General features: G+C 70.4%; 21 protein-coding genes and 3 rRNA genes. 21 read left to right on the top strand and 3 right to left on the bottom strand.

Annotated features, from left to right (window positions below):
- Nucleotides 1-45 precede the first annotated feature (45 nt).
- Genes argC through AB0F89_RS16895 form a run of 9 tightly spaced genes read left to right on the top strand, consistent with a single transcriptional unit; the run spans nt 46 to nt 8,676 of the window.
- Nucleotides 46-1,062, top strand: coding sequence for an N-acetyl-gamma-glutamyl-phosphate reductase (argC, locus tag AB0F89_RS16855; RefSeq protein WP_367137240.1), 1,017 nt, complete (start codon nt 46-48; stop codon nt 1,060-1,062).
- The gene (gene argJ / locus AB0F89_RS16860) at nt 1,059-2,231 is read left to right on the top strand and encodes a bifunctional glutamate N-acetyltransferase/amino-acid acetyltransferase ArgJ (protein WP_367137242.1); all 1,173 of its coding nucleotides are present in this window, start codon (nt 1,059-1,061) and stop codon (nt 2,229-2,231) included. The genes argC and argJ overlap by 4 nt, the downstream gene beginning before the upstream one ends.
- Nucleotides 2,228-3,130 (top strand): acetylglutamate kinase, encoded by a 903-nt coding sequence (argB, locus tag AB0F89_RS16865; protein WP_367137244.1) that lies wholly within the window; start codon nt 2,228-2,230, stop codon nt 3,128-3,130. Before argJ ends, argB begins: the two co-directional genes overlap by 4 nt.
- Entirely contained in the window at nt 3,127-4,311 is a 1,185-nt protein-coding gene (locus AB0F89_RS16870; protein ID WP_367137245.1) for an acetylornithine transaminase, read from the top strand. The genes argB and AB0F89_RS16870 overlap by 4 nt, the downstream gene beginning before the upstream one ends.
- Nucleotides 4,311-5,237 (top strand): ornithine carbamoyltransferase, encoded by a 927-nt coding sequence (argF, locus tag AB0F89_RS16875; RefSeq protein WP_367137247.1) that lies wholly within the window; start codon nt 4,311-4,313, stop codon nt 5,235-5,237. Before AB0F89_RS16870 ends, argF begins: the two co-directional genes overlap by 1 nt.
- Nucleotides 5,234-5,758, top strand: coding sequence for an arginine repressor (locus AB0F89_RS16880; RefSeq protein ID WP_367137249.1), 525 nt, complete (start codon nt 5,234-5,236; stop codon nt 5,756-5,758). The genes argF and AB0F89_RS16880 overlap by 4 nt, the downstream gene beginning before the upstream one ends.
- A complete protein-coding gene (locus AB0F89_RS16885) occupies nt 5,733-6,653 on the top strand; it encodes an argininosuccinate synthase domain-containing protein (protein ID WP_367137251.1) in 921 nt (306 codons plus the stop codon). The genes AB0F89_RS16880 and AB0F89_RS16885 overlap by 26 nt, the downstream gene beginning before the upstream one ends.
- 60 nt (nt 6,654-6,713) lie before the next feature.
- The gene (gene argH, locus AB0F89_RS16890; protein WP_367138890.1) at nt 6,714-8,057 is read left to right on the top strand and encodes an argininosuccinate lyase; all 1,344 of its coding nucleotides are present in this window, start codon (nt 6,714-6,716) and stop codon (nt 8,055-8,057) included.
- Entirely contained in the window at nt 8,041-8,676 is a 636-nt protein-coding gene (locus AB0F89_RS16895; protein WP_367137253.1) for a DNA-3-methyladenine glycosylase, read from the top strand. Before argH ends, AB0F89_RS16895 begins: the two co-directional genes overlap by 17 nt.
- Here the strand turns inward: AB0F89_RS16895 and AB0F89_RS16900 are convergent.
- Together AB0F89_RS16900 and AB0F89_RS16905 are read right to left on the bottom strand one after the other, a co-directional pair.
- Nucleotides 8,673-9,194 (bottom strand): EF-hand domain-containing protein, encoded by a 522-nt coding sequence (locus AB0F89_RS16900; protein ID WP_367137255.1) that lies wholly within the window; start codon nt 9,192-9,194, stop codon nt 8,673-8,675. The two genes, AB0F89_RS16895 and AB0F89_RS16900, sit on opposite strands and share 4 nt — an antisense overlap.
- A gap of 108 nt (nt 9,195-9,302) precedes the next feature.
- Nucleotides 9,303-9,743, bottom strand: coding sequence for a hypothetical protein (locus AB0F89_RS16905; protein ID WP_367137257.1), 441 nt, complete (start codon nt 9,741-9,743; stop codon nt 9,303-9,305).
- A gap of 102 nt (nt 9,744-9,845) precedes the next feature.
- Here AB0F89_RS16905 and tyrS point away from each other — a divergent pair, with 102 nt between their 5' ends.
- The 4 genes from tyrS (at nt 9,846) to rrf (ending at nt 16,884) form a co-directional block, all read left to right on the top strand.
- Nucleotides 9,846-11,120 carry a tyrosine--tRNA ligase gene (gene tyrS / locus AB0F89_RS16910; RefSeq protein ID WP_367137259.1) on the top strand — a complete coding sequence of 425 codons (1,275 nt, stop codon included), beginning with the start codon at nt 9,846-9,848 and terminating at the stop codon, nt 11,118-11,120.
- Nucleotides 11,121-11,695: 575 nt separating this feature from the next.
- A 16S ribosomal RNA gene (locus AB0F89_RS16915) occupies nt 11,696-13,213 on the top strand.
- 346 nt (nt 13,214-13,559) lie between these two features.
- A 23S ribosomal RNA gene (locus tag AB0F89_RS16920) occupies nt 13,560-16,639 on the top strand.
- Between the two features lie 128 nt (nt 16,640-16,767).
- Nucleotides 16,768-16,884: ribosomal RNA gene (gene rrf, locus AB0F89_RS16925) — 5S ribosomal RNA — on the top strand.
- Together the 16S, 23S and 5S rRNA genes form the textbook arrangement of a ribosomal RNA operon.
- An 88-nt stretch (nt 16,885-16,972) precedes the next feature.
- On the opposite strand, the gene AB0F89_RS16930 is transcribed toward rrf, so the two are convergent.
- On the bottom strand, nt 16,973-18,769 hold the full coding sequence (locus AB0F89_RS16930) for a hypothetical protein (RefSeq protein ID WP_367137261.1): 1,797 nt from the start codon (nt 18,767-18,769) through the stop codon (nt 16,973-16,975).
- Between AB0F89_RS16930 and AB0F89_RS16935 the strand changes: the two genes are divergently transcribed.
- From AB0F89_RS16935 to AB0F89_RS16970, 8 genes are all read left to right on the top strand, one after another.
- The gene (locus AB0F89_RS16935) at nt 18,713-19,330 is read left to right on the top strand and encodes a hypothetical protein (protein ID WP_367137263.1); all 618 of its coding nucleotides are present in this window, start codon (nt 18,713-18,715) and stop codon (nt 19,328-19,330) included. The genes AB0F89_RS16930 and AB0F89_RS16935 overlap by 57 nt on opposite strands.
- A gap of 108 nt (nt 19,331-19,438) precedes the next feature.
- Nucleotides 19,439-20,227 (top strand): HAD-IIA family hydrolase, encoded by a 789-nt coding sequence (locus AB0F89_RS16940; RefSeq protein WP_367137264.1) that lies wholly within the window; start codon nt 19,439-19,441, stop codon nt 20,225-20,227.
- A 5-nt stretch (nt 20,228-20,232) separates the two neighbouring features.
- Nucleotides 20,233-20,406, top strand: coding sequence for a hypothetical protein (locus tag AB0F89_RS16945; RefSeq protein WP_367137265.1), 174 nt, complete (start codon nt 20,233-20,235; stop codon nt 20,404-20,406).
- Nucleotides 20,407-20,409: 3 nt separating this feature from the next.
- On the top strand, nt 20,410-21,216 hold the full coding sequence (locus tag AB0F89_RS16950) for a TlyA family RNA methyltransferase (protein ID WP_367137266.1): 807 nt from the start codon (nt 20,410-20,412) through the stop codon (nt 21,214-21,216).
- The gene (locus AB0F89_RS16955) at nt 21,213-22,130 is read left to right on the top strand and encodes an NAD kinase (protein WP_367137268.1); all 918 of its coding nucleotides are present in this window, start codon (nt 21,213-21,215) and stop codon (nt 22,128-22,130) included. The genes AB0F89_RS16950 and AB0F89_RS16955 overlap by 4 nt, the downstream gene beginning before the upstream one ends.
- 65 nt (nt 22,131-22,195) lie before the next feature.
- On the top strand, nt 22,196-23,977 hold the full coding sequence (gene recN, locus AB0F89_RS16960; RefSeq protein ID WP_367137270.1) for a DNA repair protein RecN: 1,782 nt from the start codon (nt 22,196-22,198) through the stop codon (nt 23,975-23,977).
- Nucleotides 23,974-24,630: a hypothetical protein gene (locus AB0F89_RS16965; protein WP_367137272.1), complete on the top strand. Its 657-nt coding sequence runs from the start codon at nt 23,974-23,976 to the stop codon at nt 24,628-24,630. Before recN ends, AB0F89_RS16965 begins: the two co-directional genes overlap by 4 nt.
- 83 nt (nt 24,631-24,713) lie before the next feature.
- Nucleotides 24,714-25,409 (top strand): hypothetical protein, encoded by a 696-nt coding sequence (locus AB0F89_RS16970; RefSeq protein WP_367137274.1) that lies wholly within the window; start codon nt 24,714-24,716, stop codon nt 25,407-25,409.
- Nucleotides 25,410-25,416 lie beyond the last annotated feature (7 nt).

A 25,416-nucleotide genomic window follows, 5' to 3' on the forward strand; every position in this document is an offset into this window, starting at 1 on the left:
GCAATAAATTTGAGTGACTTTGCACCAGCGTGCATACTTATCCGCATGACGGTACGGATCGCGGTCGCCGGGGCCAGCGGCTACGCCGGGGGCGAGGTCCTGCGCCTCCTGCTCGGCCACCCGGACGTGGAGATCGGCGCGCTCACCGCCGGCGGCAACGCGGGCTCGACGCTGCGCGCCCACCAGCCCCACCTGCTGCCGCTGGCCGACCGGGTGCTGGCCGAGACGACGGCCGACACCCTCAAGGGTCACGACGTCGTCTTCCTCGCCCTGCCCCACGGTCACTCGGCCGAGATCGCCGCGCAACTCGGTGACGACACCCTCGTCGTCGACTGCGGCGCCGACCACCGGCTCACCGACCCGGTCGCCTGGGAGCGCTGGTACGGCGGCGCCCACGCGGGCAGCTGGCCGTACGGCCTGCCCGAGCTGCCCGGCCACCGCGACCGGCTGCGCGGCGCCCGTCGCGTCGCCGTCCCCGGCTGCTACCCGACGGTGTCCTCGCTGGCCCTCGCGCCCGCGATGGGCCTGGTCGAGCCCGAGGTGGCGGTGGTGGCGGTCTCCGGCACGTCCGGCGCGGGCAAGTCGCTCAAGGCCACCCTGCTCGGCTCCGAGGTCATGGGCTCGCTCAGCGCCTACGGCGTCGGTGGCGCGCACCGGCACACCCCCGAGATCGCGCAGAACCTCGCCGCGGTCGCCGACGGCCCGGTCAAGGTCTCGTTCACCCCCGTGCTGGCCCCGCTGCCGCGCGGCATCCTCGCCACCTGCTCGGCGACGCTCAAGGACGCCGACGCCGACGTCCGCGCCGCCTACGAGCAGGCGTACGCCGACGAGCCGTTCGTGCACCTGCTGCCGGAAGGCCACTGGCCGACCACGGGCGCGGTGCTCGGCTCGAACGCCGTCCAGCTCCAGGTCGCCGTCGACCGCGACGCGAACCGGCTCGTGGCCGTGGCCGCGATCGACAACCTGGCGAAGGGCACCGCGGGCGCGGCGGTGCAGTGCATGAACCTGGCACTCGGCCTGCCGGAGACCACCGGCCTGTCCACCGTGGGAGTCGCACCGTGAACCGCAACAAAGGCGTGACCGGGCCCAAGGGCTTCACAGCCGCGGGCGTCGCGGCCGGCATCAAGGAGTCCGGCGCGCTCGACCTGGCGCTCGTCGTCAACGAGGGCCCCGGCCAGGCCGCCGCGGGCGTCTTCACCACCAACCAGGTGAAGGCCGCGCCCGTGCTGTGGTCGCAGCAGGTGCTGCGCGAGCGCGCGCTGCACGCCGTCGTGCTCAACTCCGGCGGCGCGAACGCGTGCACCGGGCCCGAGGGCTTCCAGGACACCCACGCCACCGCCGAGAAGGTCGCCGAGGTGCTGGACGTCGGCGCGATCGAGGTCGCGGTGTGCTCCACCGGCCTGATCGGCGAACGCCTGCCGATGGACAACCTCACGGCGGGCGTGGAGAAGGCGGCCCAGGAGCTGGGCTCGACCGACCAGGCGGGCCTGAACGCCGCCACCGCCGTGATGACCACCGACACCCGGCCCAAGCAGAGCTGGCTGGCCCACCCCGACGGCTGGTCGGTCGGCGGGTTCGTCAAGGGCGCGGGCATGCTCTCGCCGAACATGGCCACGATGCTCAGCGTCATCACCACCGACGCCGCGGTCGACGGCGAGGCGCTGGACGCGGCGCTGCGCGCGGTCACCGCCAAGACCTACGACCGGCTCGACGTGGACGGCGGCACGTCCACCAACGACACCGTGCTGCTGCTGGCCTCCGGCGCGTCCGGTGTCGCGCCGACCGCCGAGCAGTTCGCCGAAGTGCTCACCGCCGTGGCGCACGACCTGGTCAAGCAGCTCCAAGGGGATGCCGAGGGCGTCACCAAGGAGGTCGCCATCACGGTCAACGGCGCGCTCAGCGAGGCCGAGGCCGTCGTGGTCGCCAAGACCGTCGCCGAGGACAACCTGGTCAAGACCGCGCTGTTCGGCTCCGACCCGAACTGGGGCCGGATCGCGATGGCCGTCGGCCGCTCGCGGGCCACCGTCGACCAGCACAAGCTCGGCATCGCCATCAACGGCGTGACGCTGTTCGCCGACGGGCACAAGGCGGCCGACCGCAGCGAGGCCGACCTGTCCGGCCGCGACGTCGAGATCGTGATCGACCTGAACCTGGGCGACGGCACGGCCACCGTGCTCACCACCGACCTCTCGCACGACTACGTCGAAGAGAACAGCGCCTACAGCTCATGACGACGGCGCAGGAGAAGGCCGGCATCCTGATCGAGGCGCTGCCTTGGCTGCAGCGGTTCCGCGGCGCGACCGTGGTCGTCAAGTACGGCGGCAACGCCATGGTGGACGACGGGCTCAAGCGCGCGTTCGCGCAGGACATGGTGTTCCTGAAGCTGGCGGGCCTGCACCCGGTCGTGGTGCACGGCGGCGGGCCGCAGATCGCCGCGATGCTCAAGCGGCTCGGCATCGACAGCGAGTTCCGCGGCGGCCTGCGCGTCACCACGCCCGAGGCGATGGACGTGGTCCGGATGGTGCTGGTCGGGCAGGTCCAGCGGGAGCTGGTCGGCCTGATCAACGAGCACGGCCCGTACGCGGTCGGCCTGTCCGGCGAGGACGCCCACCTGCTGACCGCCGCCCGCCGGTCGGTCATCGTGAACGGCGAGCAGGTCGACATCGGCCTGGTCGGCGACATCGTGGGCGTCAACCCGGACGCGGTGCTCGACATCGTGCGCGCGGGCCGCATCCCGGTCGTGTCCACGGTCGCGCCGGACGCCGGCGGCGTGGTGCACAACGTCAACGCGGACACCGCGGCGGGCGCGGTGGCGGTGGCGCTGGAGGCCGAGAAGCTGGTCGTGCTGACAGACGTCGAGGGCCTGTACGCGGACTGGCCGGACCGCGACTCGCTGCTGCGCCGGGTGTCCGCCGACCAGCTGGAGGAGATGCTGCCGGACCTGGACAGCGGCATGGCGCCCAAGATGGAGGCGTGCCTGCGCGCGGTGCGCGGCGGCGTGCCCGAGGCGCACGTGATCGACGGCAGGCTGGCCCACTCGGTGCTGCTGGAGGTCTTCACCTCCGAAGGTGTCGGAACGATGGTGACCGCCGGTGGAGCCGGCGATCTGACGGGGGCGGACGAGGCATGAGCGAGCAGCACCAGCAGCGGTGGCAGGCCGCGATGATGAACAACTACGGCACGCCCGGCCTGACCCTGACCCGCGGCGAGGGCGCGCACGTCTGGGACGCCGACGGCAACCGCTACCTCGACCTGCTCACCGGCATCGCGGTCAACGCGCTCGGCCACGCGCACCCGGCGATCGTCGCCGCGGTGACCGAGCAGATCGCCAGGATCGGCCACACCTCCAACCTGTACATCAACGAGCCCGCGCTGCGGCTCGCCGAACGGCTGCTCGACCTGTCCGGTGTGGACGGTGACGGGCGGGTGCTGTTCTGCAACTCCGGCGCCGAGGCCAACGAGGCCGCGTTCAAGCTGAGCCGGCGCACCGGCCGCACCAAGGTGGTGGCGACCGAGGGCGGGTTCCACGGCCGCACGATGGGCGCGCTGGCGCTGACCGGCCAGCCCGCCAAGCGCGCGCCGTTCGAGCCGCTGGTGCCCGGCGTCGTGCACATCCCGTACGGCGACGTCGCCGCGCTCGAAGCCGCGATCGACGACGAGACCGCGGCGTTCGTCGTGGAGCCGGTCCAGGGCGAGAACGGCGTGGTCGTGCCGCCCGAGGGCTACCTCGAAGCGGCCCGCCGGATCACCACCGAGCACGGCGCGCTGCTCGTGCTGGACGAGGTGCAGACCGGCATCGGCCGGCTCGGCACCTGGTTCGCGTTCCACCAGGTCGGGATCGTGCCCGACGTCATCACCCTGGCCAAGGGCCTCGGCGGCGGGCTGCCGCTGGGCGCGTGCATCGCGGTCGGCCCGGCCAAGGACCTGTTCGAGCCCGGCCAGCACGGCACCACGTTCGGCGGCAACCCGGTGTGCTGCGCCGCCGCCCTCGCGGTACTGGACACGATCGCCGCCGACGGGCTGCTGGAGCACACCGCCGCGGTCGGCAAGGAGATCGCGGCCGGGGTCGAGGCGCTGGACCACCCGCTCATCTCCGGTGTGCGGGGCGCCGGCCTGCTGCTCGGGATCACGCTGCGCGAGGCGGTCTCGGCGAAGGCCGCGGCGGCCGCGCAGCAGGCCGGTTATCTGATCAACCCCATCCAGCCCGACGTGATCCGGCTCGCGCCGCCGCTGGTGCTGGCCGAGGCCGACGCGCGGCGGCTGGTGGCCGACCTGCCGTCGTTCCTCCCGACACCGGGCCGGGAGTCCTGATGGTGCGCCACTTCCTGCGCGACGACGACCTGACGCCCGAGGAGCAGGCGGCGGTCCTCGACCTCGCCGACGACTACAAGGCCGACCGGCTGACCGCCAAGCCGCTGGCCGGGCCGAAGTCGGTCGCGGTGATCTTCGAGAAGAACTCGACCCGCACCAGGCTGTCGTTCGAGGTGGGCATCGCCCAGCTCGGCGGCAACCCGGTGATCATCGACGGCCGGTCCATGCAGCTCGGCCGCGAGGAGACCATCGAGGACACCTCCCGCATCCTGTCCGGGTACGTGGAGGCGGTGGTCTGGCGGACGTTCGCGCAGAAGCGCATCGACGCGATGGCGTCGGTGTCCCGCATCCCGGTGATCAACGCGCTGACCGACGAGTTCCACCCCTGCCAGGTGCTCGCCGACCTGCAGACCATCCGCCGCGTGCACGGCAGGCTGGCCGGCCTCACCGTCACCTACCTGGGCGACGGCGCGAACAACATGTCCCACTCGATGCTGCTCGGCGGCGTCACCGCGGGCATGCACGTGCGGATCGCCGCGCCGGCGCTGTTCCAGCCGCTGCCGTGGGTGCTGGACGACGCCCGCAAGCGCGCCGAGGAGACCGGCGGCTCGGTCGTCGTCGTCGAGGACCCGCGGGAGGCGGTGGACGGCGCGGACGTGCTGGTCACCGACACGTGGACGTCGATGGGCCAGGAGAACGACGGCCGCGACCGGACGCGCCCGTTCCGGCCCTACCAGCTCAACGCCGACCTGGTCGCCGCGACCGGCGTGCGGACGACCGTGCTGCACTGCCTGCCCGCCCACCGCGGCCAGGAGATCACCGACGAGGTGCTGGACGGGCCGAACAGCGCCGTGTGGGACGAGGCGGAGAACCGGCTGCACGCGCAGAAGGCGCTGCTCGTCTGGCTGCTGGAGCGCTCGCGGTGACCCGGACCGCGCGGCAGGCCCGCATCGTCGAACTGGTCGCCCAGCGAGCCATCCGCAGCCAGTCGGAGCTGGCCAAGACGCTCGCGGTGGAAGGCATCGAGGTCACCCAGGCCACGCTGTCGCGCGACCTGGACGAGCTCGGCGCGGTCAAGCTGCGCGGTCCCGACGGCGGCGCGCCCGTCTACGTCATCCCCGAGGACGGCAGCCCCGTGCGCGGCGTGCGGGGCGGCACCACCCGCCTCGTGCGGGTGCTCGGCGAGCTGCTGGTCTCGGTGGACCACTCGGGCAACCTCGCCGTCCTGCGCACCCCGCCCGGCGCGGCCCAGTTCCTGGCCAGCGCCCTGGACCGGGCCGCGCTGCACGACATCGTCGGCACCATCGCGGGCGACGACACCATCCTGGCCGTGGCCAGGGAACCCCTCACCGGCGCCGACCTGGCCGCCAGGGTGAGCGCGCTGGCGGCCGGCGAGGACCAGCCCGGCGAGGACCAGCCCGGTGAGACCGACGAGACCGATGGGTGAGCGGGTCGTCCTCGCGTGGTCCGGCGACCCGGCCGCCCTGCGCCCGCTGGTCGACGCCGGGGCGCGGGTCGTCGCCGTCGCGGTGGACCTCGGCCGGGGCGGCGCCCGGCGCGCGGCGCTGGACCTCGGCGCGGTCGAGGCCGTCGTCGTGGACGCCCGCGAGGAGTTCGCCGACCGGTACTGCCTGCCCGCGCTGCGCGCCAACGCCCTGCGGCCGGTGTCCGAGCTGGTGCCGCCGCTCGTCGCCCGGCACCTGGTCGACGCCGCCCGGCGGCACGGCGCGACGGCCGTGGCGCACGACCGCACCGGCGACGACCGCGTCCGCTTCGAGACCTGCGTCGGCTCCCTGGCGCCCGACCTGGAGGTCGTCGCGCCGCTGCGGGACGACGGCCCGCCGGTCGACGTGGTCCGGCAGCCGGCGCGCCCGGTCGAGCCGGGCGACCCCGACGAGCTGGTCATCGCGTTCGACCGGGGCCGACCGGTCGCCATCGACGGCGAGACCGTGACGATGTCCCAGGCCGTCCGGGAGCTGAACCGGCGCTCCGGCGCGCTCGACCGACCGGTGGCCGAGCACGTCTACGAGGCGGCGGGCGCGATCGCGCTGGCGACCGCGCACCGCGAGCTGGAGGACGCCGTCCTCGACCCCGACCTGGCCCGGTTCAAGCGCCGGGTCGAGCGGCGGCGGGCCGACCTGGTGCGCGCCGGGCTGTGGTTCGCGCCGCTGAGACAATCACTGGACAGCTTCATCGACAGCACCCTGCGGCACGTGTCCGGCGAGGTCCGGCTCGTGCTGCGCGGTGGCCGCGCGGTCGTCACCGGCCGCGGGTCGCCGTCCTGTGCCAGCACGGGCCCCACGTCACCGCGGGGCCTGCCGAGCAAGATCGCCGCGAAGTAGGGATTCGGTCAAGTGAGTTCATTGTGGGGTGGGCGGTTCGCCGGCGGACCGGCGGAGGCGATGGCGCGGCTGTCCGCGTCGACGCACTTCGACTGGCGACTCGCCCCGTACGACATCAGGGGTTCCCGCGCGCACGCCCGCGTGCTGCACCGGGCGGGGCTGCTGACCGCCGACGAGCTGGAGCGGATGCTGGCGGCGCTGGACGCCCTGGAGGCCGACGTGGCGTCCGGGTCGTTCACCCCGACGTTGGCCGACGAGGACGTGCACACCGCCCTGGAACGCGGCCTGATCGAGCGCGCCGGCGCCGAGCTGGGCGGCAAGCTGCGCGCCGGCCGGTCCCGCAACGACCAGGTCGCCACGCTGTTCCGGATGTGGCTGCGCGACGCCGCCCGCCGGGTGTCCGCCGGTGTGCTCGACGTGGTCGAGGCGCTGGCCGACCAGGCCGCCGCGCACGCCACCGCCGTCATGCCCGGCCGCACGCACCTGCAGTCCGCGCAGCCCGTGCTGCTGGCGCACCACCTCCTGGCGCACGGCCAGGCGCTGCTGCGCGACGTCGACCGGCTGCGCGACTGGGACGTGCGGGCCGCCGTGTCGCCGTACGGCTCCGGCGCGCTGGCCGGCTCGTCGCTCGGGCTGGACCCGGCGGCGGTGGCCGAGGAGCTGGGCTTCGACGGCCCGGTGGAGAACTCCATCGACGGCACCGCGTCCCGCGACTTCGCCGCCGAGATCGCGTTCGTGCTGGCCATGATCGGCGTCGACCTGTCCCGGATCGCCGAGGAGGTGATCATCTGGACGACCGCCGAGTTCCGCTTCGCGGTGCTGGACGACGCCTGGGCCACCGGCAGCTCGATCATGCCGCAGAAGAAGAACCCCGACGTCGCCGAGCTGACCCGGGGCAAGTCCGGCCGGCTCATCGGCAACCTGACCGGCCTGCTGGCGACGTTGAAGGCCCAGCCGCTGGCCTACAACCGGGACCTCCAGGAGGACAAGGAGCCCCTGTTCGACTCGGTCGAGCAGCTGGAACTGCTGCTGCCCGCGCTGGCCGGGATGATCGCGACCACGCGCTTCGACACCGAGCGGATGGCCGCCGCCGCGCCCGCCGGGTTCACCCTGGCCACCGACATCGCCGAGTGGCTGGTCCGGCAGGGCGTGCCGTTCCGGGTGGCGCACGAGGCGGCGGGCGAGTGCGTCCGCGTCGCCGAGGGCCGCGGCGCCGGGCTGGAGGACCTGACCGACGAGGAGTTCGCCGCCATCTCGCCCGCGCTCACCCCGGACGTGCGCGCCGTGCTGACCGTGGAGGGGTCCATCGCCTCGCGCGACGCCCACGGCGGCACCGCGCCCGACCGGGTGGCCGAGCAGTTGAAGCGGCTGCGCGACAAGGTGTCCGTTGCCCGCAACGCCTAGGCTGTTCACCGAGCAGGAGCTGGCCGTCGACCCCCTCGACGCGGCCCGGCTCCTGCTCGGCGGCGTCATCGAGTCCACCACCCCCGAGGGCGTGGTCGGCGTGCGGATCGTGGAGGTCGAGGCGTACCGGGGCGGCGACGACCCGGCGTCGCACTGCTACCGCGGCCGGACGCCGCGCAACGACGTGATGTTCGGCCCGGCCGGGCGGCTCTACGTCTACTTCGTCTACGGCATGCACTTCTGCGCGAACGTCGTGTCGCTGACCGACGGCGTGCCCGGCGCGGTGCTGCTGCGCGCCGGCGAGGTGGTCACCGGCGCGGACCTGGCGCGCGCCCGCCGCCCGACCGCGCGCAGCCACGCCGAGCTGGCCAAGGGCCCGGCCCGGCTGACCGGCGTCCTCGGCCTGGACCGCGCGCACAACGGGGTGAACCTGACCGAGCCCGACGCCTCCGTGCGGCTGCTGGCCGGCGACCCCGTCGAGGAGTCCGCCATCCGCACCGGACCGCGCGTCGGCGTGGCCGTGGCGGTGGACGTGCCGTGGCGGTTCTGGATCGACTCGCCCGCCGTCAGCGCCTACCGCCGCGGCACCCGGCGGACCCGCACCACGACCCGGCCCTAGACCTCGCCGAACACGTGCGCGCCCGGCGCGTCCGCGTCGTCGCCCGCCCAGAACTCCACCCAGTGCCGGACGAACTCGGACTTCGAGATCGAGCCGTCGCCGTCCAGGTCGAGCCGGGCGAACACGGCGTCGGTCGGCGACTCGTCACCCGTCCAGGCGTGGATCATCCGGGCGTACTCGGGCGCGGACACCTGGCCGTCGCCGTCCTCGTCCACCGCCTCGAACATCGACTCCGCGGTGGCGACCACCAGGTCGAGCATGGTGCCGAGGTCCCGCACGACCGACAGCACCTCGTCCACCGTGATCCGGTCGTCCCGGTCGTGGTCGGACGCCGCCCGCAGGGCGTCCCACCAACCCATCATGATCTCCCGCAGCCGCACCTCGTCGGCCGCGCCCCGGATCCGCACCCACCGGTCCGTCAACGCCTCGAAGTCCGCCCGCTCGAGGAACCCGTCGCCGTTCGAGTCCATCGCGGTGAACACGATGGAAGTCTTCTTCCGCTGCAAGTCGCTGGCCACCAGGCAAACTTGGCCGGGGAACGCCACGAGGACAATTGACCAGCCGGGGCAAACCTGGGCGCGCCAGAGTGATCTTTTGGTGACGGTAGGTAGTGCCAGGTCGGGGGTTCAGCGCACCGCCCGGCGGCGGTACCACACCCGGCGCTCGTGGGTCGGCAGCGCGACCCGGCTGATCACGGCCGTCAGCAGCGCGCCGATCAGCAGCCACAGCAGCGCGGCCAGGCCGTCGTTCAGCAGCGTCCGGAACCCGGCGTTCGCGGGCGTGAACAGGTCGCGCAGGCCCAGCGACACCGCCGCCGACCACGACTCGACCAGCCGCGCGAACCCGTTCGCCGGGTTGGCGCCGCCGATCACCAGGAAGACGTGGATCGCCAGCACGATCGCGAACGTCCAGCACAGCACGTCGATCACCGCGCAGGCGACGCGCACCGCCCGCACCCGGCCGTCACCGCGCTCGACGACTTCCTCCTCCGCGTACGGGACCTCGGAGCGGGCCACGAACTCGGTCGGCCGGTCGACGTGCCGCGGGTCGCGGTTCGAGTAGGTCATCGCGCGGTCCTCCCACTGCCGGTCCCCACTGGGCTCCCACGGCGACTACCCGGCGGCGGCACCGCCTCAAACTGCTTTGACCAGGTGGAGGACAATGGCCGCGTGAGCGAGCACATCCTCGATGAGCTGTCCTGGCGCGGCCTGATCGCGCACTCCACCGACCTCGACGCGCTGCGGAAGGATCTCGACGCCGGCCCGCTCACCCTCTATTGCGGTTTCGACCCGACCGCGCCCAGCCTGCACGCCGGCAACCTCGTCCCGCTGCTCATGCTGCGCCGCTTCCAGCGCGCCGGGCACCGGCCGATCGTCCTCGCGGGCGGCGCCACCGGCATGATCGGCGACCCGCGCGACAGCGCGGAGCGCGCGCTCAACCCGCTGGACACCGTCGCCGAGTGGGCCGGGCGCATCCGCGGCCAGCTGGAGCGGTTCGTCGAGTTCGACGACGGCCCCACCGGAGCGGTCGTGGTCAACAACCTGGACTGGACCGGCGGGATGCCGGTGCTGGACTTCCTGCGCGACGTCGGCAAGCACTTCTCGGTCAACGTCATGCTCGCCCGGGAGACGGTCAAGCGCCGCCTCGACGGTGACGGCATGTCCTACACCGAGTTCAGCTACCTGCTCCTGCAGTCGCACGACTACCTCCAGCTGCACCGCAAGCACGGCACCACGCTCCAGGTGGGCGGCTCCGACCAGTGGGGCAACCTCGTCGGCGGCGTCGACCTGATCCGCAAGGTCGAGGGCCGCTCGGTGCACGCGCTGACCGCGCCGCTGGTCACCGACGCCGAGGGCCGCAAGTTCGGCAAGTCCACCGGCGGCGGCAACGTCTGGCTCGACCCGGCGATGACCTCGCCGTACGCGTGGTACCAGTACTTCGTGAACGTGGGCGACGCCGACGTGGTCCGGTACCTGCGGCTGTTCACCTTCCTGCCCAAGGAGGAGATCGCCGAGCTGGAGCGGCAGACCGCCGAGGCGCCGCACCTGCGGGCCGCGCAGAAGAGGCTGGCCGAGGAGTTCACCACCCTGGTGCACGGCGAGCACGAGACCCGCCAGGTCATCGCGGCCAGCCAGGCCCTGTTCGGCCGCGGCGAGCTGCGCGGGCTGGACCTGTCGACGCTGGAGGCCGCGATGGCCGAGGCGCCGACCGGCGAGGTGCGCCTGGCCGACGGGCCGACGATCGTGGACCTGCTGGTCAGCTCCGGGCTGGCGGAGAGCAAGGGCGCGGCGCGGCGCACGGTGAAGGAGGGCGGCGCGTACGTGAACAACGCGAAGGTCTCCGACGAGGAGTGGGTGCCGGCCCAGGACGACCTGCTGCACGGGTCGTGGCTGGTCGTCCGGCGCGGCAAGCGCAACACCGCGGGCGTGCGCGTGCAGGTCTGACCTGCGAGAACAGCTCCCGACGAGGTCGGATCGAAGGCCGTCGGCCCCACCTGGGCCGGCGGCCTTCGCCATCTTCTAGTGTGATCGCAGTCACACTGTTGCCGGCGGAGCGGGTCGGATAGCGTGGTGTGGAGTGCGGCATGGGCTGCTGACCTGCGGTTTCAGCCTGTGGCGCGGCGCTGCGCCCCCGATTTGACCTCCGGTTCGGGTGCGTGTAACTTTCTCCATGTCAGCACGGAACGGGCCGGGAACACCGGAACGGAGTGCGGCAGGTCACGAACCAAGCTCCCGCGAACGTGGTAGAGTGGGTGACCTCGGAACGGAAGACCCAGTCCGGCCTCGTCTGAGGCTCTGCGACCAGGGCGTCTAGCTTCCAACACAAAGCTTTTGACACACAAGCCTCGGATCGAGCCGCGCGAGCGGTGAGTGACGATGTGCGCGTGTTCTTTGAGAACTCAACAGCGTGCCGAATAGCCAGTAAATTGTATGACCTCGTCAAGAGGTTTTCCTTTGAGATTGTTACTGGACAACTGACATTATTTGTCAGTGTTGTTCGGAGCGATCGAACTCATTCCTTATTGGAGAGTTTGATCCTGGCTCAGGACGAACGCTGGCGGCGTGCTTAACACATGCAAGTCGAGCGGTAAGGCCCTTCGGGGTACACGAGCGGCGAACGGGTGAGTAACACGTGGGTAACCTGCCCTGTACTCTGGGATAAGCCTGGGAAACTAGGTCTAATACCGGATATGACCTGCCTCTGCATGGGGGTGGGTGGAAAGTTCCGGCGGTATGGGATGGACCCGCGGCCTATCAGCTTGTTGGTGGGGTAATGGCCTACCAAGGCGACGACGGGTAGCCGGCCTGAGAGGGTGACCGGCCACACTGGGACTGAGACACGGCCCAGACTCCTACGGGAGGCAGCAGTGGGGAATATTGCACAATGGGCGAAAGCCTGATGCAGCGACGCCGCGTGAGGGATGACGGCCTTCGGGTTGTAAACCTCTTTCAGCAGGGACGAAGCGTGAGTGACGGTACCTGCAGAAGAAGCACCGGCTAACTACGTGCCAGCAGCCGCGGTAATACGTAGGGTGCGAGCGTTGTCCGGAATTATTGGGCGTAAAGAGCTCGTAGGCGGTTTGTTGCGTCGGCTGTGAAAACTTCACGCTTAACGTGGAGCCTGCAGTCGATACGGGCAGACTTGAGTTCGGCAGGGGAGACTGGAATTCCTGGTGTAGCGGTGAAATGCGCAGATATCAGGAGGAACACCGGTGGCGAAGGCGGGTCTCTGGGCCGATACTGACGCTGAGGAGCGAAAGCGTGGGGAGCGAACAGGATTAGATACCCTGGTAGTCCACGCCGTAAACGGTGGGTGCTAGGTGTGGGGGACTTCCACGTCCTCCGTGCCGCAGCTAACGCATTAAGCACCCCGCCTGGGGAGTACGGCCGCAAGGCTAAAACTCAAAGGAATGACGGGGGCCCGCACAAGCGGCGGAGCATGTGGATTAATTCGATGCAACGCGAAGAACCTTACCTGGGCTTGACATGCACTGGAAACCAGTAGAGATATTGGCCCCCTTGTGGCCGGTGTACAGGTGGTGCATGGCTGTCGTCAGCTCGTGTCGTGAGATGTTGGGTTAAGTCCCGCAACGAGCGCAACCCTCGTTCCATGTTGCCAGCGCGTTATGGCGGGGACTCATGGGAGACTGCCGGGGTCAACTCGGAGGAAGGTGGGGATGACGTCAAGTCATCATGCCCCTTATGTCCAGGGCTTCACACATGCTACAATGGCCGGTACAGAGGGCTGCTAAGCCGTGAGGTGGAGCGAATCCCACAAAGCCGGTCTCAGTTCGGATCGGGGTCTGCAACTCGACCCCGTGAAGTCGGAGTCGCTAGTAATCGCAGATCAGCAACGCTGCGGTGAATACGTTCCCGGGCCTTGTACACACCGCCCGTCACGTCACGAAAGTCGGTAACACCCGAAGCCCGTGGCCCAACCAGCTTGCTGGGGGGAGCGGTCGAAGGTGGGACTGGCGATTGGGACGAAGTCGTAACAAGGTAGCCGTACCGGAAGGTGCGGCTGGATCACCTCCTTTCTAAGGAGCATCTGCGGACTCGATCTCGGTCGGGTTCGGAGGCCACGCCGGCGGCGAACGATCGTCGGGTGGAGCTCATTATTGTGGATGCTGGCTATATGCAGAATCCTGGGTTGTTCGCGGAGTTAGTACTGTTCCTTCGGGAGCGTGGAAGGGTCCGTGAAGGGTTCGAGACTTCTGTTCGGTACGCTGTTGGGTCCTGAGAGAACACGTGAGTGTTTTCCTCAGCGAGAAACGACAGGGCTTCGCCCGTCTTCGAACCGCCGGGTTGCCGGTAGGCGTTGACAGTAGTGGCAGAGCGTCTGGTTGTTCTTTGAGAACTGCACAGTGGATGCGAGCATCTTTGTGGCAAGTTATTAAGGGCACACGGTGGATGCCTTGGCACCAGGAGCCGATGAAGGACGTAGGAGACTGCGATAAGTCTTGGGGAGCTGTCAACCGAGCTGAGATCCAAGAATTTCCGAATGGGGAAACCCGGCCTCAGTCATGTGGGGTCACCCACGCCTGAACACATAGGGCGTGTGGAGGGAACGCGGGGAAGTGAAACATCTCAGTACCCGCAGGAAGAGAAAACAACCGTGATTCCGTGAGTAGTGGCGAGCGAAAGCGGAAGAGGCTAAACCGTATTCGTGTGATACCCGGCAGGGGTTGCGTGTGCGGGGTCGTGGGACCTACTGGTCAGTTCTGCCGGACTGGCAAGGAGTCAGAAAATGTTGTGGTTAGCGGAACGCGTCTGGAAAGCGTGGCCGTAGAGGGTGAGAGTCCCGTACGTGAAAACCCGACATCTCCTAGTGGTGTTCCCAAGTAGCAGCGAGCTCGTGGAATTTGCTGTGAATCTGGCGGGACCACCCGCTAAGCCTGAATACTCCCTGGTGACCGATAGCGGACTAGTACCGTGAGGGAAAGGTGAAAAGTACCCCGGGAGGGGAGTGAAATAGTACCTGAAACCGTGTGCCTACAATCCGTCGGAGCCTTTAGGGGTGACGGCGTGCCTTTTGAAGAATGAGCCTGCGAGTTAGTGCTGCGTGGCGAGGTTAACCCGTGTGGGGTAGCCGTAGCGAAAGCGAGTCCGAATAGGGCGCCCATAGTCGCGTGGTCTAGACCCGAAGCGGAGTGATCTAGCCATGGCCAGGGTGAAGCGTGGGTAAGACCGCGTGGAGGCCCGAACCCACCAGGGTTGAAAACCTGGGGGATGAGCTGTGGTTAGGGGTGAAAGGCCAATCAAACTCCGTGATAGCTGGTTCTCCCCGAAATGCATTTAGGTGCAGCGTCGTGTGTTTCGTGCCGGAGGTAGAGCACTGGATGGTCTAGGGGGCCCACAAGCTTACCGAAATCAACCAAACTCCGAATGCCGGTACGTGAGAGCGCGGCAGTGAGACTGCGGGGGATAAGCTTCGTAGTCGAGAGGGAAACAGCCCAGAACGCCGGCTAAGGCCCCTAAGTGTGTGCTAAGTGGGAAAGGATGTGGGGTCGCCCAGACAACCAGGAGGTTGGCTTAGAAGCAGCCACCCTTTAAAGAGTGCGTAATAGCTCACTGGTCAAGTGGTCCTGCGCCGACAATGTAGCGGGGCTCAAGCACACCGCCGAAGCCGTGTCATTTCAGCGCAAGCTGGGATGGGTAGGGGAGCGTCGTTCAGCCATCGAAGCGCCGGAGGAATCCAGGTGTGGAGGCTGGACGAGTGAGAATGCAGGCATGAGTAGCGAAAGCAGAGTGAGAAACTCTGCCGCCGGATGACCAAGGGTTCCTGGGCCAGGCTAATCCGCCCAGGGTAAGTCGGGACCTAAGGCGAGGCCGACAGGCGTAGTCGATGGACAACGGGTTGATATTCCCGTACCCGTGTGAACGCGCCCATGGCGAACCTTGTGATACTAACCGCCAAAGCCTGTCCTGAGTCTTCGGACGAGGGACTACGTGGAGCGCGGGACCTGAACTTGTAGTAGTCAAGCGATGGGGTGACGCAGGAGGGTAGCTCCGCCAGTGAGTGGTAGTACTGGTGTAAGCGTGTAGGGAGAATCGTAGGCAAATCCGCGGTTCATATATCCTGAGACGTGATGCATAGCCGATTGAGGCGAAGTAGGGTGATCCCATGCTGCCGAGAAAAGCCTCTAGTGAGTGTTCATGCGGCCCGTACCCCAAACCGACACAGGTGGTCAGGTAGAGAATACCGAGGCGATCGGGCGAACTGTGGTTAAGGAACTCGGCAAAATGCCCCCGTAACTTCGGGAGAAGGGGGGCCGAGGGATTTGAAGCCCCTTGCGGGCTAGGATTTTTCGGCCGCAGAGACCAGCGAGAAGCGACTGTTTACTAAAAACACAGGTCCGTGCGAAGTCGCAAGACGATGTATACGGACTGACGCCTGCCCGGTGCTGGAACGTTAAGGGGACCGGTTAGCTCTTCGGGGCGAAGCTGAGAACTTAAGCGCCAGTAAACGGCGGTGGTAACTATAACCATCCTAAGGTAGCGAAATTCCTTGTCGGGTAAGTTCCGACCTGCACGAATGGCGTAACGACTTCTCGACTGTCTCAACCACAGGCCCGGCGAAATTGCACTACGAGTAAAGATGCTCGTTACGCGCGGCAGGACGGAAAGACCCCGGGACCTTTACTATAGCTTGGTATTGGTGTTCGGTTCGGCTTGTGTAGGATAGGTGGGAGACTGTGAAGCGGCCACGCCAGTGGTTGTGGAGTCGTCGTTGAAATACCACTCTGGTCGTACTGGATGTCTAACCTCGGTCCGTGATCCGGATCAGGGACAGTGCCTGGTGGGTAGTTTAACTGGGGCGGTTGCCTCCCAAAGGGTAACGGAGGCGCTCAAAGGTTCCCTCAGCCTGGTTGGCAATCAGGTGTCGAGTGCAAGTGCACAAGGGGGCTTGACTGTGAGACCGACGGGTCGAGCAGGGACGAAAGTCGGAACTAGTGATCCGGCCATGGCTTGTGGAAGCGTGGTCGCTCAACGGATAAAAGGTACCCCGGGGATAACAGGCTGATCTTGCCCAAGAGTCCATATCGACGGCATGGTTTGGCACCTCGATGTCGGCTCGTCGCATCCTGGGGCTGGAGTAGGTCCCAAGGGTTGGGCTGTTCGCCCATTAAAGCGGTACGCGAGCTGGGTTTAGAACGTCGTGAGACAGTTCGGTCCCTATCCGCCGCGCGCGTAGGATACTTGCGGAAGGCTGTCCCTAGTACGAGAGGACCGGGACGGACGGACCTCTGGTGTGCCAGTTGTCCTGCCAAGGGCATTGCTGGTTGGCTACGTTCGGAAGGGATAACCGCTGAAAGCATCTAAGCGGGAAGCCTGTTCCTAGATGAGGTATCCCACCCTTTGTGGGTTAAGGCCCCCAAGAGACCATTGGGTTGATAGGCCGGAGATGGAAGGTCGGTAACGGCTGGAGTTGACCGGTACTAATAGGCCGAGGACTTGTCATGAAGGCGCTACGCATCCACTGTGCGGTTCTGAGAGAGCCGAACCGGACCACCACGGTCCACCTGTCCCCGACGGAGGTCGGAGGGTTTGGGTGGGTCGGGGTGCCTACGGGTTGGTAATTTCATAGTGTTTCGGTGGTCATAGCGGTTGGGGAACACCCGGTCCCATTCCGAACCCGGTAGTTAAGCCTTCCAGCGCCGATGGTACTGCACTCGTGAGGGTGTGGGAGAGTAGGACGCCGCCGAACAATTCTTCCCTGAAAGGGCTTGTGGTGGGGGCACATTGATGTGTGCTCCAAACCGCAAGCCCTTTCGGCGTGTCCACAGTAGGAGGAGTTAGTGTCCAGGTTCGGGGATCGACCCGGCGACCGTCAGCGTGGCCAGGGAGACCGACCGCGCCGATCCGACGACGGTGGCCGTGGCCAGGGGAGCCGCAAGCCGAGCAGTGGCGGTCGTGACGCCCGTGGTGGGACGGGCGAGCGGTCGAGCGGTGGCTATCCGCGCCGGGACGACCGGCCGAGCTATGACAAGCCTCGTGGCGCCGACCGGCGCGACGACAGCCGGGGCGAGCGCCCTCGTTACGACAAGCCGCGCGACGATCGCGGTGGGGCGCCGCGTCGTGATGACCGCGGTGGCGGTTTCCGCCGGGATTCCGGTGACCGCCCGCGCTACGACCGACCGCGTGATGACCGCTCCCGCGATGACCGGCCCCGTTACGACCGCTCCCGCGATGATCGTCCTCGCGGTGACGACCGTTCCCGTGACGACCGTCCGCGCTTCGACCGCTCGCGTGACGATCGCGGTAGTGCACCTCGTCGCGACGACCGCACCGGTGACCGGGGCGGGTTCCGGCGCGATGACAACAGGCGTGACGACAATCGTCGTGATGACAATCGTCGTGATGACAACCGGGGCGAGCGCCCTCGTTACGACCGTCCGCGCGACGACCGCGGGCCTGCTCGCAGTTTCGACCGCGGGTCCGATCGCGGCGAGCGCAGCAGCTACCCCCGGCGGGATGACCGTTCGGGTGGCGACCGCGGTGGTTACCAGCGCCGTGACGACCGGCCGAGCGGTGATCGCTACCCGCGTCGGGACGACCGGGGTGGCAGCGACCGTGGTGGCAGCGACCGGGGCGGGTACCAGCGTCGGGATGACCGGCCAGGTGGTGACCGCAGTGGCGGTGACCGCGGTGGCTACCAGCGGCGCGACGACCGGACCGGTGGTGACCGCTACCCGCGTCGGGACGACCGGCAGGGTGGCGACCGCAGTGGCGGTGGCGGGTACCAGAGGCGTGATGACCGGCCTGGTGGTTACCAGCGTCGGGACGACCGGCCCAGTGGGTTCCAGCGGCGGGACGACCGGGGTGGCGAGCGCCGGGAGTTCCGGCCGCGTGACGACCGCTCCGGGTCCGGTGGCGACCGTGGCGACCGCGGTGGTTACCAGCGTCGGGATGACCGGACCGGTGGTGACCGCAGTGGCGGTGACCGCGGTGGCTACCAGCGTCGGGACGACCGGTCGGGTGGTGACCGGGGTGGCAGTGACCGGGGTGGGTACCAGCGTCGGGATGACCGGCCGCGGTACGAGAAGCCGCGGTATGACAAGCCGGGCAGCGAGAAGCCGGGGAACGACCGTCGGGACGAGCGCAGCCGTGAGCGGGCGGCGCGGTTCCAGGAGCGGGTTGCCCAGGGTGATGAGCAGCAGCAGGGTGTCGAGGCCGCTGACGACGCGACCGTGGACGCCCCGGTCGGCACGTCGGCTGACACGACGGCCGGCACTGCAGCCGACCCGGCGGTCGACACTGACGTCGAGGCCGTTGAGGTAGGGGCAGCCGAGGGCGCGGACGAGGGTGACGACGTTCCGGCCGAGGCCGACGAGGCCGACGAGGCCGACGAGGCTGCGGGCGAAGCGGTCGCGGACCGTGCGGTCGCGGGCGAAGCGGCGGAAGAAAGGGCTGCGGAGGCCCCGGCGGCGGTCGAGGGTGATGCGGTCGAGGGCGACGGCGAGGAGCGGGTGTTCACCCGGGCCCGCACGCCCGAGCTGCCCGAGGACGCCGACATCTCCGTCCTCGACCCCGAGGTGAAGCAGGAGCTGCGCGGTCTGCCGAAGGGCCTGGCCGAGATCGTCGGTCGGCACCTGGCCGCCGCAGGCATGCTGATCGACAGCGAGCCCGAGCTGGCGCTGGAGCACGCGCGGTACGCGCGGTCGAAGGCGGCGCGGGTCGCGGTGGTCCGCGAGGCCGCCGGGCTGACCGCTTACCACGCCGGTGAGTGGGCCGAGGCGTTGTCCGAACTGCGCGCCGCGCGCCGGATGTCGCACGGCGCCGGGCACGTCGCGGTGATGGCGGACTGCGAGCGGGCGCTGGGGCGGCCGGAGCGGGCCATCGAGCTGGCTCGCGAGGCGCAGGTGTCGCTGCTGGCCCCGGACGAGGCGGTGGAGCTGCGGATCGTCGCGGCCGGCGCGCGTCGGGACATGGGGCAGCTGGACGCGGCCGTGGTGGCGCTCCAGGGCGACGACCTGGACGAGAAGCGGCGCGAGCCGTGGAGCGCCCGGCTGTTCTACGCCTACGCGGACAACCTGGCCGCGGCCGGTCGCACCGAGGAAGCCGTGAAGTGGTTCCTCAACGCCGCCCAGGCCGACGACGACAACGAGACCGACGCGGCCGAGCGGGCGTTCGACCTGAGCCCGCAGGACTGACCCACCGGGGTCACCGACCGACCGAAGTCACAGCTGGAGGCTCGGCACCACCCGGTGCCGAGCCTCCAGACTGTTCACCGGGGAACCGGCCACCGAACGGAGACGCCTGTGCTGCTGGACCGCTACGACGCCCTGCTGCTGGACCTCGACGGCACGGTCTACCGCGGCCGGGAGGCCGTGCCCGGCGCGGTCGAGGCGGTCGCCGCCGCCCGCGAGCACGGCACCGGCATCCGGTTCGTCACCAACAACGCGTCCCGCTCGCCGGAGGCGGTGGCCGAGCACCTGACCGAACTGGGCTTCGGCGCGGCCCTGGACGAGGTCAGCACGAGCGCCCAGGCGGGCGCGGCGATGCTGCTGGACCTCGTGCCGCCCGGCGCCACCGTGCTGGTCCTCGGCACGGACGCGCTGGCCGAGCAGGTGCGGCAGCGCGGGTTCCGGCCCACCCGGGACGCGGAGGGCGCGCAGGCGGTCGTGCAGGGCCTCTCGCAGGACCTGGGCTGGCGCGAGCTGGCCGAGGCGTGCGTGGCGATCCGGCAGGGCGGCGCGCACTGGATCGCGTGCAACGTGGACGCGACGCTGCCCACCGAGCGCGGTCTGCTGCCCGGCAACGGCTCGCTGGTCGCCGCGCTGCGGACGGCGACGGGGGTCGAGCCGCTGGTGGCGGGCAAGCCGGCCACGCCGCTGCTGGAGCAGGCCGCGAAGTCGGCGGGCGCGCAGCGGCCGCTGGTGGTCGGCGATCGGTTGGACACCGACATCGCGGGCGCGGTGAACGCGGGCATGGACTCGCTGCTGGTGCTCACCGGCGTGTCCACCGAGGCCGAGGCGCGGGAGCTGCCCGAGGACCGGCGGCCGACCTACGTGGCCGCAGACCTGTCCGTGCTGCATCGGCTACCTTGAATCCCGTGAGCTTCGAGGTTCCCCTCCCCGGTCCGCCGCGTGATCCCGTGGCCGGGATCGACGACGCCCTGGCCGCCCTCGACGGGCTGGACGGGTTGGACGTGGTCGAGCACGTGGCCCGGTTCGACGACGCGCACACCGCGTTGACGGCCGCGCTGTCCAGCATCGACAAGGTCTGACCGGTGCCGCGCAGGGCTCGGCTGGACGCCGAACTGGTCCGCCGCGGGCTGGCCAGGTCGCGGGAGCACGCGAGCCAACTCGTCGCCGACGGCAAGGTGACCGTGCGCGGCACGGTGGCCACGAAACCCGCCACCGCCGTCGAGCTGGACACCGCGCTGGTCGTCCGCGAGACCGACGACCCGAACTACGCCTCACGCGGCGCGCACAAGCTGGTCGGCGCGCTGGAGGCGTTCGACGGGGTCGGCGTCGAGGGCAGGCGGTGCCTGGACGCGGGCGCGTCGACCGGCGGGTTCACCGACGTGCTGCTGCGCGCGGGCGCCCGGCAGGTCGTCGCGGCCGACGTCGGCCGCGGCCTGCTGGACTGGCGGCTGCGCACCGACGACCGGGTCGTGGTCAAGGACCGGACGAACGTCCGGTCGTTGACGCCCGAGGACATCGGCGGTCCGGTGGAACTGGTGGTGGCCGACCTCTCGTTCATCTCGTTGAGGCTGGTGCTGCCCGCGCTGGCCGCGTGCCTCGACGAGGAGGGCGACTTGCTGCCGATGGTGAAACCCCAGTTCGAGGTCGGCAGGGAACGCCTCGGCTCGGGCGGTGTGGTGCGGGACCCGGAGCTGCGGGCGGAGGCGGTGCTGGACGTCGTCGCGTCCGCCGCCGGGCTGGGCCTGCGGCTGCACGGCGTCACCGCGAGCCCGCTGCCCGGCCCGTCGGGCAACGTCGAGTTCTTCGTCTGGCTGCGCCGGGGCGAACCCCTCGACGCGGCCGACGCCACCGCGCTCGTGCGCGCCGCCGTAGCGGAAGGACCCCGGTGACCACGGATTCGGTGACGAGGGAGATCCTGCTGGTCGTCCACACCGGACGGCGCAGCAACGTGCTGGTGGCGCAGGAGGTCGCGACGCGGTTCGCGGCGGGCGGGGTGCGGCTGCGGGTGCTGGAGGACGAGGCGCCCGACCTGGACTCGTCGTGCTACACGCAGGTCGTGGTGGCCGACGAGAAGGCCGCCGAGGGCGCCGAGCTGGTGTTCGTGCTCGGCGGTGACGGCACGCTGCTGCGCGCGGCCGAGCTGGCGCGGGCGGCGGGCGTGCCGGTGCTCGGGGTGAACCTGGGCCGGGTCGGCTTCCTGGCCGAGGCCGACTCCGACGCGCTGTACGAGGCCATCGCGCATGTCATCGACCGGGACTACGAGGTCGAGGAGCGGATGACGCTCGACATCACCGCGTCGGTCTACGGCGAGGTGCTGGAGGGCACGTGGGCGCTCAACGAGGCCAGCGTGGAGAAGAGCACCCGGGAGCGCATCCTGGACGTCGTGGTCGAGGTGGACGGCCGGCCGGTGTCGGCGTTCGGCTGCGACGGCGTGCTGGTGGCCACCCCGACCGGGTCGACGGCGTACGCGTTCTCGGCGGGCGGGCCGGTGGTGTGGCCGGACGTGCAGGCGCTGCTGGTGGTGCCGAGCAACGCGCACGCGCTGTTCGCCCGGCCCCTGGTCGTGTCGCCCGCGTCGGTCGTCGCGCTGGAGGTCGACCCGGAGGGCGAGGCCGCGGTGCTGTGCGCGGACGGCCGCCGCACGGTGAACCTGCCGCCGGGCGCGCGGGTCGAGGTCGTCGGCGGCAGCACGCCGCTGCGGCTGATCCGGCTGCGGCCCGGCCCGTTCACCGACCGGCTGGTGGAGAAGTTCGAGCTGCCGGTGCAGGGGTGGCGCGGTCCGTCGGCCAAGCAGACCGGCTAGATCAACAGCAGGACACCCGCCCCCGAGCACACGCGCGGCCCGCGTCGCCCAGTAGTGTTCCGGTCGTGCTGGCCGAGATGCGCATCCAGGGCCTCGGTGTGATCGACGAGGCCACCCTTGAGCTCGACGCCGGTTTCACCGTGGTGACGGGCGAGACCGGCGCGGGCAAGACGATGGTCGTGACCGGGCTCCACCTGCTGGGCGGCGGCCGGGCCGAGGCGTCCCGCGTGCGCAACGGCGCGGACAAGGCGGTGGTCGAGGGGCGGTTCCAGGCGCCCGCCGGCAGCCCGGCGGCGAAGGTCGCCGAGGAGGTCGGCGGTGAGCCGGACGACGACGGCAGCGTGATCGCGATCCGCACCGTCGGCGCCGACGGCCGCTCCCGGGCGCACCTGGGCGGCCGGTCCGTGCCGGTCGGCGTGCTGTCCGAGCTGGCCGAGCAGCTGCTCGCGGTGCACGGGCAGAACGACCAGCTGCGGCTGCTGCGGCCCGCCGAGCAGCGGTCGGTGCTGGACCGGTTCGCCGGTGACGAGGTCGCCGAGCCGCTGCGGTCGTACCGGAAGGTCCGCGACGAGTGGCTGCGGGTGGCGACCGAGCTGGCCGAGCGCACCGCGCGGTCGCACGAGCTGGCCCGCGAGGCCGAGCTGCTGCGGCACGGCCTGGCCGAGATCACCGCGGTCGACCCCAAGCCGGGCGAGGACGAGGAGCTGGTCGCCGAGGCGCGCCGGCTCGCCGACGCCGACCAGTTGCGCGAGGCGGCGTCCGGCGCGCAGTACGCGGTGGCGGGCTCGCCGGACGGCGACCCGGACGTGCCCGGCGCGTTGGGGCTGATCGGCGAGGCCCGGCGGCGGCTGGTGGCCTCCGACGACCCGAAGCTGCGCGACCTGGAGTCCCGGCTGGTGGAGGCGGAGACGCTGCTGGCCGACGTCGGCGCGGAGATCGCGTCGTACCTGGAGCACCTGGACGCCGACCCGGCGCGGTTGGAGCAGGTGCTGGCCAGGCAGGCCGAGCTGAAGTCGTTGACCCGCAAGTACGCCGCCGACGTCGACGGCGTGATCGCGTGGGCGCAGGACGCGTCGTCGCGGCTGAACGGGCTCGACACGTCCGACGAGGCGCTGGCGGCGCTGGCCGCGCGGCGCGACGAGCTGGCCGGCGAGCTGGCCGGGTACGCGCGGCGGGTGACCGCGCAGCGGGTCGAGGCGGCCGAGGAGCTGGGCAAGGCGGTGTCGGACGAGCTGACCGGCCTGGCCATGCCGCACGCCACGGTCGAGGTCGCGGTGCGGCCGAGGGTGGCCGAGCAGGGCGACGCGCAGGCGCTGCCGGTGGACGGGCGGTTGCTGCACGCGGGCGCCAGCGGCGTGGACGACGTGGAGCTGCGGCTGATCGCGCACCCCGGCGCGCCCGCGCTGCCGGTGCACAAGGGCGCGTCCGGCGGTGAGCTGTCGCGGGTGATGCTGGCCCTGGAGGTCGTGCTGTCGCACTCCGACCCGGTGCCGACGCTGGTGTTCGACGAGGTCGACGCCGGGGTGGGCGGTCGGGCGGCGGTCGAGGTGGGCCGCAGGCTCGCCAGGTTGGCGCGCAGCCACCAGGTCATCGTGGTCACGCACCTGCCGCAGGTCGCCGCGTTCGCCGACCGGCACCTGGTGGTGGACAAGACCGCGGACGGCGTGCTGACCCGCAGCGGCGTGCGCAGGCTGGACGAGTCGCAGCGGGTGGTCGAGCTGGCCCGGATGCTCGCCGGCATGGACTCCACCGACACCGGCCGCGCGCACGCCGAGGAGCTGCTGGCGGCGGCGAAGGCCGACAAGGAGAGCGTGCCCGTGGTGCGGCGCAAGGCGAAGAAGAAGTGAGCCGACGGCTGCTCGGCGCGGCCCTGCTGGTGGCGGCCGGTGTCGCGGCCGCGGTCGGCACGTTCCTGCCGCTGTTCTGGGAGGGCACCGACTTCGAGGGGGCGCGGTACGGGTTCACCACCACGTCCTGGGACGTGGTGCCGGACGCCGGGCACCAGCTGCAGGTCCTGGTCGGGCGCAGCCCCCAGTTCGGCGTGCCGATCGTGATCTCGTCGGCGCTGCTGGTGGTCGCGGCGGCGCTGGCGTTCCTGCCGGAGTCGCAGCGGCTGGCGGCCCGCTACTCGGCGATCACCGGCGCGGCGCTGATGGTCGGCGCGGTGTGGACGACCGAGGCGTACGCGGTGTGGGTGGTCGGCCGCGCGTCGGAGGTCGACCCGCTCGGCTACCGCGGCGAGGCCGGCGCCGGTGTGTGGGTGCTCGGCGCGTCGGCGCTGGCGGCCGTGCTGGGCGCGGTGCTGCTGCACGCCCGGCGGTCCGGTGCGCCGCGGCCCGAGGGGGCGGTGGTGTACCGGGTGGACGACGACGGCGAGGTCGCCGGTGACGACGACGTGGACACCCCGCCGTTCGGCATCCCAGTGGTCCAGGTCGAGGTCGCGCAGATCCCGGAGTCGCGGTACGAGCGGCCGGCCGACGGGTCGGGTGGCACGCCGTGACGGGGCCGGTCGGCGCGCCGGACCCGGCTGACCCGGCCGGTTCGCCCGCGTCGCCCGACGACGGGCGACGGGGAGGGCGTGCGATGTCCCGACGTGCGGCCGCCGTGATCACCACCGGCGCGGGCGCGCTGTTCGTGGTGCTCGGCTCGCTGTTCGAGCTGTTCGGCCGGGAGACCGTCATCCGGTACGGGCCGGGCGGTCCGCTGCCGTTCCCGGAGCGGCGGTCGGTGGCGCTGACCGGGTGGGAACTGGTGGAGGAGCCGGTGCGGGCCGGGGTGGACGCCGGGCCGGGAATCCCCGTCTACGGCTACGGCCTGGTCTTCGCCGCCGTCCTCGCGGGCGTCGGCGCGGTGCTGCAGCTGCGGTCGCCGCTGCTCGCCGCGATCGGCCGGTTCGCGGTGCTGGTGGCGTCCGGGGTGGTCGTCGGCACGGTGTGGGCGGCGCTGGAGACGTTGCGGACGCTGTTCGGCGCCGAGAACACGCCGCCGACGGTCGACGTGGACCAGTTCGTCGGCACGGGCACCTGGCTGCTCTCCGCCGCGGCGGTGGCGCTGCTCGTCGGCGCGGTGCTGGCGCACGACTGGCCGGAGCGGGTGGCGCGGCCGACCGGGCCGTCGGTGTACCAGGTGGCCGACGACGAGGACGACACGCCGCCGTTCGGCATCGCCATCCCGGTCGCGGACCTGGGCGTGCCCGCCGACCCGCCGCCCGGGGCGGGGGAGCCCGGCGCGGGCGACCGTCGTCACCCGACCGGGGGAAATTCGTCCACTTTGGAATGACAAGGGT

Origin of the sequence: Saccharothrix sp. HUAS TT1 (assembly GCF_040744945.1) — a bacterium.
In the GTDB taxonomy this organism is placed as follows: Bacteria; Actinomycetota; Actinomycetes; order Mycobacteriales; family Pseudonocardiaceae; genus Actinosynnema.

What these genes read in the sequence shown, in the direction of transcription:
- argC (WP_367137240.1), top strand. Translation starts at nt 46, where the DNA reads ATGACGGTACGGATCGCGGTCGCCGGGGCCAGCGGCTACGCCGGGGGC.
- argB (WP_367137244.1), top strand. Translation starts at nt 2,228, where the DNA reads ATGACGACGGCGCAGGAGAAGGCCGGCATCCTGATCGAGGCGCTGCCT.
- AB0F89_RS16870 (WP_367137245.1), top strand. Translation starts at nt 3,127, where the DNA reads ATGAGCGAGCAGCACCAGCAGCGGTGGCAGGCCGCGATGATGAACAAC.
- argF (WP_367137247.1), top strand. Translation starts at nt 4,311, where the DNA reads ATGGTGCGCCACTTCCTGCGCGACGACGACCTGACGCCCGAGGAGCAG.
- argH (WP_367138890.1), top strand. Translation starts at nt 6,714, where the DNA reads ATGGCGCGGCTGTCCGCGTCGACGCACTTCGACTGGCGACTCGCCCCG.
- AB0F89_RS16905 (WP_367137257.1), bottom strand. Translation starts at nt 9,743, where the DNA reads ATGACCTACTCGAACCGCGACCCGCGGCACGTCGACCGGCCGACCGAG.
- AB0F89_RS16970 (WP_367137274.1), top strand. Translation starts at nt 24,714, where the DNA reads ATGTCCCGACGTGCGGCCGCCGTGATCACCACCGGCGCGGGCGCGCTG.